Raw genomic sequence first — 11,676 nt, 5'->3', positions numbered from 1 at the left:
TGGTAGGCATGTTTTAAAGGTGAATATCTCTTCGTATATACCCGGGAATCGGCCCGGAAGTCTCTACCCGGTCACCGTAAATGACTGGACTACGAAGGCAGTTCCATGATCTTTAATACGGATGAAGTATGAAGCCGGGTCTGCCTTCGTAAGTGCCTATACATATGCGAAGCAGATGCGGATTTTTTTATGACGGTTAACTTGTCCGTTTATGACCGATTGATTTTTATGAAGGCAGTGAAATCTTTTTAAGTATCTTGATATGAACCGAGGTGGAATGAGCATGGAACAAGAACATGAAATGATTGTAGTGCTTGACTTTGGAGGTCAGTATAACCAGCTTATTACTCGAAGAATTAGGGATTTGGGGGTTTATAGTGAACTTCATCCCAATACGATTAATGCCGAGCAAATCAAAGCATTAAATCCAGCAGGTATTATTTTTTCCGGGGGGCCAAACAGTGCTTACGCGGATGGAGCGCCTGCTTGTGATCCAGAGATTTTTGACTTGGGCATTCCAATTTTAGGCATTTGCTATGGGATGCAGCTTCTTACGCATCATTTCGGTGGGAAGGTAGAAGCGGCTAACCACCGAGAGTACGGAAAAGCAATCATTACCGTAGAAAATGACTCAAAACTTTACCGTGATCTTCCTAAAGAGCAATCTGTCTGGATGAGCCACGGTGATTTAATTGTTGCCCCGCCAGAGGGCTTTGAGGTAGATGCAACAAATCCATCTTGTCCAGTGGCAGCAATGAGTGACAGCGCTCGTCGTATGTACGGTGTTCAATTTCATCCGGAAGTACGTCATACGCAGCATGGAGATGCTTTGTTGAAAAACTTTGCATTTGAGATTTGTGGATGTGCTGGAGACTGGACAATGAGTAATTTCATCGATGAACAGGTGGAAGTTATTCGGGAACAAGTAGGAGATAGAAATGTACTTTGCGCGTTAAGCGGCGGGGTAGATTCGTCGGTTGTTGCGGCGTTAATTCATAAAGCGATTGGCGATCAGCTCACGTGTATGTTTATTGATCATGGACTTCTTCGCAAAAATGAAGGCGAAACAGTGATGCAAACATTTGGTGAAGATTTTAACATGAATATTATTAAAATCGATGCGCAAGACCGTTTCCTTCGTAAACTTGATGGTATTTCAGATCCTGAAGAGAAACGCAAAATTATTGGGAATGAATTTATTTACTTATTTGAAGAAGAAGCCGGTAAATTAACAAATATGGACTTTTTAGCACAAGGCACGCTCTATACCGATATTATTGAAAGCGGCACGGACACAGCTCAGACAATTAAGTCCCACCATAACGTCGGCGGACTTCCTGAAGATATGCAGTTTGACTTAATTGAACCGCTCAACACCTTGTTTAAAGATGAAGTGCGAAAGCTTGGCACAGAACTTGGTGTTCCTGATGAAATTGTTTGGCGTCAGCCTTTTCCAGGACCTGGACTTGGCATACGAGTACTTGGCGAAATTACAGACGAGAAACTCGAAATTGTTCGGGAATCAGATGCAATATTGCGTGAAGAAATTAAAAATGCCGGATTGGAAACGGAGATTTGGCAGTATTTCACCGCTCTTCCTGACATGCGAAGCGTTGGAGTGATGGGGGATGCACGGACATATGATTACACGGTCGGCATCCGCGCAGTCACGTCTGTTGACGGTATGACATCGGACTGGGCGCGGATTCCTTATGACGTGTTAGAAAAAATTTCAACCCGTATCGTAAACGAGGTCCAGCATGTCAATCGCGTTGTCTATGATATTACCTCCAAACCGCCAGCGACTATTGAATGGGAATAAGCGAAAAACGAACAAAATTAAAATATTTTATTTCAATGTTCGGTTATTGCTTGACTTCTGTTTGTGCACTTGGTACACTGCTAAATAGTTACAAAGTAATGCATAAGCTTTTTTCGTATAATCACGGAAATACGGTCCGTGAGTCTCTACAGGCTACCGTAAATAGCTTGACTACGAAAAATCTGCAGTTTGGAATAATCATGTTGTGATATTCTAAAAGGAGATTTTTTGTATATAAAGCTCTAGGTAGTAGTTGCTGCCTAGAGCTTTTTTATTTTCTTCTGCAAGCTGCTAATCGTATTACGGAGACTACTAAGAGGAGGAGCTTATCGTGAAGGGCTATTTTCAATTTGACAGGTGGAAGACAAGTTATAAACAGGAGAGTATCGCTGGTCTCACTACGTTTTTATCGATGGCATATATATTGTTTGTTAATCCGCTCATCTTAGCTGATGCTGGTATGGATGAGGGGGCTGTATTTACAGCAACTGCGCTTTCTGCTGCGATTGGTACGCTGATTATGGGGATTATTGCAAGGTATCCGATTGCGCTTGCTCCAGGGATGGGGTTAAATGCTTTCTTTGCTTACACCGTTGTGTTAGGGATTGGTGTAGAGTGGCAGCTGGCGTTATTTGGTGTGCTTTTGTCCGGTATTATCTTTATTTTTATTACGTTGTTAGGTATTCGTGAGAAAATCATTAACGCTATCCCCGCGCAGCTGAAATATGCGGTTGCAGCCGGTATTGGACTGTTTATTGCTTTTGTCGGTCTGCTTAATGCCGGAATTGTTGTGCCAGACGAATCTACAGCAGTGACACTTGGGAATATGACTTCGCCAACGACGCTGCTGGCATGCTTTGGACTGATTGTGACAGCGGTATTAATGGTTTTAGGTTTGAAAGGCGGTATTTTCTACGGTTTGGTCATTACAGCCATTGCTGGTGTTGTGACTGGTTTGATTGGTTTGCCGGATGCTGTTGTAGGGTCTGTTCCAAGTTTAGCGCCAACGTTTGGTTCTGCATTTACTATTCTAGGCGAAGTGGAATGGACAAGCCAATTAATTGTGCAAATGATTATTGTCGTTTTAACGTTTTTGTTTGTTGACTTTTTTGACACAGCTGGTACGCTCTTTGCCGTTGCCAATCAAGCTGGTTATGTAAAAGACAACAAACTGCCGCGTGCAGGCAGAGCGTTGTTATCTGATTCGACAGCCACCTCTATTGGTGCGGTATTGGGTACGTCGACCACGACAGCATTTATCGAATCGTCTTCAGGTGTTGCAGCTGGTGGAAGAACTGGTTTTACTTCGGTAGTGACAGCTGGTTTGTTTTTGCTCTCTATGTTCTTTTCGCCGCTGTTGGTTGTTGTCACCGAACAAGTGACGGCTCCTGCTCTCATTATTGTAGGGGTGCTCATGGCTTCCTCGTTACGATTGATTGAGTGGGATAAGCTAGAGGTTGCGATTCCAGCATTTTTAACGGTTATTGCCATGCCATTAACCTACAGTATTGCTACAGGTATTGCCTTAGGTTTTATTTTCTATCCAATTACGATGATTTTAAAAGGAAAATCCAAAGAAGTACACCCGGTTATGTATGTTTTGTTTATTGTTTTCATTCTGTATTTCGGTTTTCTAGGAGAATAACAGGATGAAAAGAGACACACAGCCTCCTCTCTGCTGTGTGTCTCTTTTTTAGTTCTGTAACGATCCCGCCATCTCTTCTTTCTGGCTGGCTCTTCAGGCACGCTTGCTGGGAACAATGCTTGAAGCTCATAAGGGGGGCTTCCAGAACGTTAGCTGCTGTTTTTCTTGTCTTTGGCACCTTGTACTAAAGGGGGGAGACTCCTGCCATGCAAAATACATCTGTGCACTCCAGCATTTGTATGAGAACCTTTTTGATAAGGTCAAGGCATGCTCTTTTTTATGCCGCTGGATTACGAGGGAGGGCTGTTTTTTTCAAATGTGAAGCCTTCTCCTGCAACTTCTTTAACGTCATGAACCGTCACGAATGCATACGGGTCTACATCGTGAATGATATTTTTTAGTTGGATTAATTGGTTTTTGTTTACCACACAATACAAAACATTGCGTTCATCCCGGGTGAAGCTGCCTCTTCCTGTTAAAACCGTGGACCCTCGGTGCATCCGTTTGATGATTGCATCTGAAATGGCATCGGTGTGGTTAGAAATAATCATAGCCGACTTACCGGCATTTGCACCTTCGATAATAAAGTCAATAACGCGGCTGGCGATAAACACGGCGACCAGCGTATACATAGCTTCTGGTAATGTTAATAAAATGAGCGAAAACATAATCACAAAAGCATCGAACGAAAACATAAAAGTACCTATGGCTAATCCGAGATACTTTTCAGCGAGGCGAGCTAAAATATCAACGCCGCCTGTTGTTCCACCTGCTCGAAAAATAATTCCTAATCCAGTTCCGGCAAAGACACCGGCAAATAAAGAAACAAGAATCATGTCGTTTTCAAGATTGACATTCATGTGCCAGTAGTTTTCAAAGAAGTGAAGTGACAGCGACAGCATCAAAGTTCCAAATATACTGTAAAGAAATAGTTTGCGCCCTAAAAGCTTGTACCCGATAAAAAACAACGGAACATTAAGCAGGATGTTCGAGACAGAAGGAGGCATACCCATCAGATAATAAATAATTAAAGTAAGGCCGGTGAAACCTCCATGGGCCAAGCCATTTTGTAGGTTGAAGTGAATTAATCCAAAACCAAATATGATGGTTCCCAATGTAATAATGAGTAAGTTTATTGGCCTGATACCTTCGAAGAAATGCCTCAAGCTTGAACCACCCGCTCTCTTGTGTTGTATGATAGAAATAGATGTCATTTTCAGTATGGCCAAATATCAACAATCCACCCGTATGTTGATGGAAAAAAGGATATAAATAAATATTTGTCGAAGAATGGTTTTGTTGAAGAACAATCATGAAAAATGGACAAACTGTTTAAAGTGAAGGAGGCGCAAGAATGACAGATTTTAAAGCACTTATGGTAGAGAAAAAACAAGATCATACAGTGAACAAACAGATTCGCACGTTATCTCTGGATGACTTGCCAGATGGAGAGGTGCTTGTTAATGTTCACTATTCCAGCGTGAATTATAAGGATGGAATGGCTGTATTGGATAACAGTCCTGTAGTAGGAGAGTACCCAATGGTTCCTGGCATTGACTTGTCTGGTGTAGTCGAAGAGTCGAATGATGCGCGTTTTACTAAAGGAGATTATGTCATTGTAACAAGTTATGAACTTGGCACTTCTCATTTTGGCGGTTTTGCTGAATATGCGAGAGTGCCAGCTGACTGGGTCGTTCCGCTGCCTGAGAACTTAGGCCTTAAAGAGGCAATGATTTATGGCACGGCAGGTTTTACAGCTGCATTATCTGTGATTCGTTTAGAAGAAGAGGGGGTTATGCCTGAAAAAGGAACCGTGCTGGTTACCGGAGCAACAGGCGGGGTAGGAAGCATGGCGGTTGCAATGCTGGATCAATTAGGGTACACAGTAGCTGCGAGTACAGGAAAGCAGGCAGAACATGATTATTTAAAACGTATTGGAGCTGACCAAGTGTTGCCGCGAGAAGAATTGCAGCCAGAAAAGATTCGGCCAATCGATAAACGGCGCTGGGCTGGTGTGGTGGATCCGGTCGGTGGAGAAACGCTGGCGTATGCATTAAGTACATTAGAGTACGGCGGCACAGCTGCAGTCAGCGGCTTAACCGGTGGTACCAAAGTTCCTACAACAGTCTATCCGTTTATCATTCGGGGAGCTAATTTAGTAGGTATTGATTCTGTATATTGTCCAATGGAGCGAAGAAAGCAAGTGTGGGATCGGCTGTCAAAAGATCTGAATGTAACGGATATGCTCGAGACCATTGCGAGTGAAGTCACATTAGATGAGCTTCCGGATACCTTAGAACAAATTCTTCAGGCCAAAGTGCGTGGAAGAAAAATCGTTCGCCTGTAAAAACGGCAAAGGGGAAGGTACCGCGATATATACGGTCTTCTCCTTTCTGTCTTATAATCTTTATGAAAAAGGAGTTTGCTGGCATGAATATTTTCTCCTTAGAGGCGTTTAAACAAACATCTATACCGAAGGAGCTCAGCACATTGATTAATCCAGACGTGCTGGCAGAAAGGGTAGATCAATTGGCGAGTATCGGAAGAACGGAGGATGGCGGTGTCACTCGTTTTGTATATACAGATGAAGAAGCCGAGGCTAAAGCACTTTTTCGTTCATGGATGGAGCAAGCGGGCCTTGAGGTGAGAGAAGATGCCGTTGGTAATATGTACGGCAGATTAGAGGGGGAGAATCCGTCCAAGAGTGCCGTATTAACTGGGTCTCATTTGGATTCTGTACCAAACGGCGGTGTGTTTGATGGAGTATTAGGATGCATTAGTTCATTAATGGCGATAGAGGCAATTGTGAAGGAACAAGGGAAATTAGACCGGACACTTGAGCTGGTTGTATTTGTCGACGAAGAGGGGGCCCGGTTTGGCAGTGGTCTTTACGGAAGCCGGACAGCGATGGGCGAAGTAGACAAAGAAGAAATGTTTCAATTGCGAGATGAAAATGGCATGAGCATGGCCGAAGCAATGAAGATACAAGGCTATGCACCAAATAAAATAAAGGAATGTACATATCCAAAAGAAGATGTTTGTGCTTTTTTGGAGTTACATATTGAGCAGGGAAAACAATTAGAAAGAAATCAGCATAATATTGGAGTTGTGAATGGTATTGCCGGTCCTTGTTGGCTGGATATTATATTTACCGGAGATACAGATCATGCAGGAAATACACCTATGACGATGCGTCATGACGCAGCAGCGGGGGCGGCAGAGCTGATCGTGTCGATAGAAGGTATTCCCCGGGAAATAAGCTCGACTGCTGTCGCTACAGTGGGGAAATTGCAGCTTTATCCAAACGGAGCAAATGTGATTGCTGGAAAAGCGGAGATGACTGTTGACGTGCGTGATATTGATGAGTCTGTTCGAGATGATGTATTACATAAAGTCAAGGAGGAAGCGGAGCGCATTGCGAAAAAACGAGGCTTGCAAACGGAGTATCATACTCAGTTGCAAATTGCTCCTGTTCCTGTGCCGAAGTGGATTCAAACGAGTATTAAAAAAGGAGCAGACAAGCATCAATTATCCTATCAATCTTTGCCGAGCGGTGCGAGTCATGATGCCATGATTCTTGGGAAATATGTTCCCAGCGGTTTAATTTTTGTCCCGAGCCGTGATGGAAAAAGCCACACGCCTGAAGAGCTGACATCTTTAGCGGACTGCCTAAGAGGAGTCATTGTTTTAAAAGAGGTATTAATGGACATTGGAAACAGCTGAAGCTTTTTTCTGACTGCATGAAAGAGTAAAATTTTACAAAAACGGAAAAACTAAGGGAGATGAATAAAGGAGAAGGTGAAATGATGCCCTTTATACAACATATTGAAACAGAAAATGCTCCTTATTCTGTCTCCCAGGAGGAAACGGTTAGTGTCGTTCGTGAATTGTTTAATGACCATTTTGCTGATATTAACCGGCTTTTAAAAGTGTTTGGCAATGCTAATATTGAAAACCGCTACTTTTCAGCACCGCTGACGTGGTTTCGTCAATCTCATGATTTTGAAGAAAAGAATGACCGGTATATCCAAGAAGCAGTCCGAATGGGAAGTCAAGCTGTGGAGCGTTGTTTAGAAAAGACCGGCACACCAAAAACGGACATTGATGCTCTTTTTTTTATTTCTAGTTCGGGGATTGCTACTCCTACCATTGATGCCCGTATTATTAACGAATTGGATCTGCCGCCGCATATAAAACGAATTCCGATTTGGGGGTTAGGATGTGCTGGGGGAGCAGCTGGTTTGAGCCGGGCTCATGAATTTCTGCTTGCATATCCTTCAGCCAGGGTGCTTGTGTTGTGTCTTGAGTTGTGCAGTCTAACGTTTCAGCACAATGACACATCAAAGAGCAATTTGGTTGGAACCTCGCTGTTTGCTGACGGTGCCGCTTGTGTGCTCATGACCGGAGAAGGTAAAAGCCACGATAGTCTGCTTCCGCGAACAGTAGATACGATGTCTATGCTGATGCCTCATTCTGAAGACGTAATGGGCTGGGATGTCAAAAATGAGGGGCTGCATGTCGTGTTTTCCCGGGACATTCCAACAATTATTGAAAACTGGTTAAAGCCAAACGTCAGTACGTTTTTAGATAGGCTCGACAAAAAACTGCTTGATATTACACATTTTGTTGCGCATCCTGGCGGCAAAAAAGTGCTTGAGGCATATGAAAGAGCTCTTGGATTTACCAAAGACAAGACGCGGCCGGCTAGAGATGTGTTAGCTCAGCAAGGAAACATGTCTTCTCCGACGGTTTTATATGTGTTGAAAAAGGTGATGGAAGAGGGTCCTCAACCTGGTGAAAGCGGGCTTGTTACAGCGCTTGGTCCGGGGTTTAGTTCGGAAATGGTGTGGATTGAGTGGGAGGATCTGACATGACACTTTTTCTTTTGTTAGTAAGTGTCGTTATTGTACAGCGGATAGCTGAGGTCATTTATGCCCGCCGCAATGAAAAAATGATGAAAGCAAACGGAGCATTTGAAGCAGGGGCGGAGCATTATAAATGGATTGTGTTGCTTCACGTGTGTTTTTTTATTTCACTATTTATGGAGAACGTATGGCGGGAGATGGAACTTATTGCAATCTGGCCAGTGTTTTTGCTGTTATTTGTTATTGTTCAGATGCTTCGCGTATGGACACTTCGCTCTCTTGGTGTGTACTGGAACACAAAAATCATCGTTCTTCCAGGTGCTGAAAAAGTTCGCTCCGGCCCTTATCGGTATATTCCCCATCCCAACTATGTGATTGTAGCACTTGAAATTATTATTCTGCCGCTTTTATTCGAGGCGTTTATTACCGCGATATTGTTTACGGTATTAAACGCTTTGCTGTTGTTGTTTGTACGTATTCCAGCGGAAAATAAAGCACTCGACATGCTACAAAAAATGACGAATGATTAGTACTTCTCACGTGCATAAAATCATGGTATATTTTTCCCGAATTCACCATGAATGCGCTTTTAGCGGGGAAGGAAGCGGTGTGATATGCTCGATGTTCTCCTTGGTAATGCGTGGACAATGCTGCTCGTTATTTTTTCGGTCAACATTGTCTACGTCACTCTATTTACGCTGCGGATGATTTTTACATTAAAAGGGCAGCACTATGCTGCTGGAGCGGTGGGCATGATTGAAATTGTGGTGTACGTATTAGGATTGGGGCTGGTGCTGGACAATCTGGATCATGTCCTTAATTTGGTAGCGTATGCGATTGGTTATGGAACGGGTGTTGTTGTAGGAATGAAAATTGAAGAGAAACTTGCCTTGGGTTATATCACAGTAAACGTAATTACAAAGGAATATGAGCCGGACATTCCTAATGCTTTGCGTAATAGAGGCTATGGAGTAACTAACTGGGTAGCGTATGGAAGAGAAGGAGAACGACTGATGATGCAAATTCTAACCTCGAGGCGTTCAGAACCCGACTTATATAATGTTATCAAAAGTTTAGATCCTAAAGCTTTCATTATATCCCATGAACCAAAAGCTTTTTTTGGAGGGTTCTGGGTAAAAGGGGTAAGACGATAATTATCACGATAGAAAGGATGCACACGTGTGACGAAGAAGCCAAAGAAAAAGAGGTTTGAAGTAAAAGAAGATGAGACCATTGATGCATGTCTCTCTCGTATATTTGAAGAAGGGTATATGCCTGTTCGCCGGATGGAAAAACCTGTTTTTCAAGAAGTGAATAAAAACGGAAAAATAGAAAAAATACCAGTGAAACAACAAATAATATTTGAGACGAAGCTTAAATAACCGAACATTAAACTTTTTATAAGTTTTAATGTTCGATTTTTGTTTGACAGATTTCATAACAACTTGTTAAGCTATACATGTAATAAACGAAATCAATACATACCTCATATAATCTCAGGAATATGGCCTGAAAAGTTTCTACCCGGCAACCGTAAATTGCTGGACTATGAGGGAAAGAGAAGTGAGCACCGGTATCAAGACAAGCGATCAGCTTGCTTGACGTGTTAGCGACGATTCAGCAGGACCCCGGCGGCTGACAGCTTTCCCTCATAGGAAACTGTCGACCGGGGTTTTCTATTGCGCAAATAAAAGGAGAGGAAGTCATGCAACCACAAGTAGGAGTTATCATGGGAAGCACTTCTGACTGGGAAACGATGAAACATGCTTGTGACGTGCTCGACGAATTAGATGTAACGTATGAGAAACAAGTTGTTTCAGCGCACCGTACCCCAGATCTCATGTTTGAGTATGCTGAAAGTGCCAGGAATAAAGGTTTGAAAGCAATTATAGCTGGAGCAGGCGGTGCTGCACATCTTCCGGGTATGATTGCTGCAAAGACGACACTTCCTGTTATTGGTGTGCCGGTACAATCGAAAGCGTTAAACGGTATGGATTCACTGTTATCGATTGTTCAAATGCCAGGAGGCGTACCTGTCGCTACTGTCGCGATCGGAAAAGCCGGAGCAACGAATGCAGGGCTGTTAGCAGCACAAATGATCAGCGCATTTGATGATAGTGTCAGAGACAAACTGGAACAGCGAAGAGAAATGCTTCGTCAAAAAGTGATGGAAACGGGGGATTTGTCATGAGCAGATTGCTTTCACCTGGAAAAACGATTGGTATTTTAGGAGGCGGACAGCTTGGCCGTATGATGGCAATAGCAGCCAAAACGATGGGATTTCGAATCGCTGTTTTGGAACCAAAGCTGAATTCTCCAACTGGCCAAGTGGCGGATGTAGAAGTAGAAGCTGCTTATGACGATCGTGAAGGTGCAAAAGAGCTGGCAAAACATTGTGATGTCTTGACGTATGAATTTGAAAATATTGACGCAAAAACGGCTCGTTTTCTTGAAGAGACGCTCTACCTTCCGCAAGGTGGCAGCTTACTGTACACCACTCAGCACCGTGTGCGGGAGAAAACGGCGATTGAACAAGCTGGTGTGCGTGTGTCCCCTTACAAACCAGTTGATTCAGTGGATTCGCTGCAGCAAGCGTTAGAAGAACTGGGCAGGCCTGCTGTATTAAAAACGTGCCAAGGTGGTTATGACGGAAAAGGACAAGTGGTCATTCAAGAGCAGACAAGCGCGGAAGAAGCTTTTCAAACATTAAACGGCAGTGAAAACGATTTGGTGTTAGAGGCATGGGTTCCGTTTGAAAAAGAAATTTCAGTTATTGTGACACGAAGCACAAATGGAGAAACATCCACGTTTCCAGTTGGCGAAAATATTCATGTGAACAATATATTACACCAAACGATTGTCCCGGCAAGAATCCAAACAGAGACTGAAGAGAAAGCACGCCAAATTGCTGATACATTAGCGGAAGAATTGGATCTCGTTGGAACATTGGCGGTCGAAATGTTTGTCTTGGAGAATGGCGATATTTTTGTGAATGAACTGGCGCCGCGACCGCATAATTCTGGTCATTACACGATTGAAGCGTGCGAAACATCTCAATTTGAACAACATGTTCGTGCTGTGTGCGGCTGGCCATTAGGTTCTACCGGCCTTTTAAAGCCTGTTGTGATGACCAATATTCTCGGACAGCACATCCCTTATGTTATGGAAAACATCACGCGTTTCAGCGAACGCGGGCATGTCCATATTTACGGTAAGGATGAAGCAAAACAAGGACGGAAGATGGGGCACTGGACGGTACTGGCAGACAATACCGAAGAGGCACTTGCAAAAATAAACGATATTTGGGAACAACAAGCTTCTTATCAGAAATAATCGATAGAGTG

General features: G+C 43.3%; 11 protein-coding genes and 3 riboswitches. Of the genes, 10 read left to right on the top strand and 1 reads right to left on the bottom strand.

What is annotated here, in order from left to right; translation table 11 throughout:
- The first annotated feature begins 11 nt into the window (after positions 1-11).
- Positions 12-112, top strand: a riboswitch (purine riboswitch).
- Between the two features lie 171 nt (positions 113-283).
- Together guaA and BLT18_RS10240 are read left to right on the top strand one after the other, a co-directional pair.
- A complete protein-coding gene (gene guaA / locus BLT18_RS10245; protein ID WP_091273664.1) occupies positions 284-1,822 on the top strand; it encodes a glutamine-hydrolyzing GMP synthase in 1,539 nt (512 codons plus the stop codon).
- Between the two features lie 93 nt (positions 1,823-1,915).
- Positions 1,916-2,016, top strand: a riboswitch (purine riboswitch).
- A gap of 137 nt (positions 2,017-2,153) precedes the next feature.
- Positions 2,154-3,467: an NCS2 family permease gene (locus BLT18_RS10240; RefSeq protein ID WP_175487465.1), complete on the top strand. Its 1,314-nt coding sequence runs from the start codon at positions 2,154-2,156 to the stop codon at positions 3,465-3,467.
- 290 nt (positions 3,468-3,757) lie between these two features.
- On the opposite strand, the gene BLT18_RS10235 is transcribed toward BLT18_RS10240, so the two are convergent.
- On the bottom strand, positions 3,758-4,633 hold the full coding sequence (locus BLT18_RS10235) for a YitT family protein (protein ID WP_245705238.1): 876 nt from the start codon (positions 4,631-4,633) through the stop codon (positions 3,758-3,760).
- Between the two features lie 188 nt (positions 4,634-4,821).
- Between BLT18_RS10235 and BLT18_RS10230 the strand changes: the two genes are divergently transcribed.
- The 8 genes from BLT18_RS10230 to purK all read left to right on the top strand — a co-directional run bounded on the left by BLT18_RS10230 (position 4,822) and on the right by purK (position 11,665).
- Positions 4,822-5,814 (top strand): NADPH:quinone oxidoreductase family protein, encoded by a 993-nt coding sequence (locus BLT18_RS10230; RefSeq protein WP_091273660.1) that lies wholly within the window; start codon positions 4,822-4,824, stop codon positions 5,812-5,814.
- A gap of 83 nt (positions 5,815-5,897) precedes the next feature.
- Entirely contained in the window at positions 5,898-7,190 is a 1,293-nt protein-coding gene (locus BLT18_RS10225) for a Zn-dependent hydrolase (RefSeq protein WP_091273658.1), read from the top strand.
- An 83-nt stretch (positions 7,191-7,273) separates the two neighbouring features.
- Entirely contained in the window at positions 7,274-8,341 is a 1,068-nt protein-coding gene (locus BLT18_RS10220) for a type III polyketide synthase (protein ID WP_091273703.1), read from the top strand.
- Positions 8,338-8,862: an isoprenylcysteine carboxyl methyltransferase family protein gene (locus BLT18_RS10215; RefSeq protein ID WP_091273656.1), complete on the top strand. Its 525-nt coding sequence runs from the start codon at positions 8,338-8,340 to the stop codon at positions 8,860-8,862. The genes BLT18_RS10220 and BLT18_RS10215 overlap by 4 nt, the downstream gene beginning before the upstream one ends.
- An 84-nt stretch (positions 8,863-8,946) precedes the next feature.
- Positions 8,947-9,486 (top strand): DUF2179 domain-containing protein, encoded by a 540-nt coding sequence (locus BLT18_RS10210; protein ID WP_091273654.1) that lies wholly within the window; start codon positions 8,947-8,949, stop codon positions 9,484-9,486.
- 27 nt (positions 9,487-9,513) lie between these two features.
- Positions 9,514-9,714, top strand: coding sequence for an NETI motif-containing protein (locus BLT18_RS10205; RefSeq protein ID WP_091273653.1), 201 nt, complete (start codon positions 9,514-9,516; stop codon positions 9,712-9,714).
- Positions 9,715-9,798: 84 nt separating this feature from the next.
- A riboswitch (purine riboswitch) is annotated at positions 9,799-9,901 on the top strand.
- Between the two features lie 136 nt (positions 9,902-10,037).
- Positions 10,038-10,523 (top strand): 5-(carboxyamino)imidazole ribonucleotide mutase, encoded by a 486-nt coding sequence (gene purE / locus BLT18_RS10200; protein ID WP_091273651.1) that lies wholly within the window; start codon positions 10,038-10,040, stop codon positions 10,521-10,523.
- Positions 10,520-11,665, top strand: a complete 1,146-nt coding sequence (gene purK, locus BLT18_RS10195) for a 5-(carboxyamino)imidazole ribonucleotide synthase (protein ID WP_091273649.1) — start codon at positions 10,520-10,522, stop codon at positions 11,663-11,665. The genes purE and purK overlap by 4 nt, the downstream gene beginning before the upstream one ends.
- The last annotated feature ends 11 nt before the right edge of the window (positions 11,666-11,676 follow it).

Source organism: Alteribacillus persepolensis (assembly GCF_900099605.1).
Lineage (GTDB): Bacteria > Bacillota > Bacilli > Bacillales > Marinococcaceae > Alteribacillus > Alteribacillus persepolensis.
The sequence above is the reverse complement of the archived record's forward strand: the minus strand, read 5'-3'. Positions and strand labels throughout refer to the sequence as shown.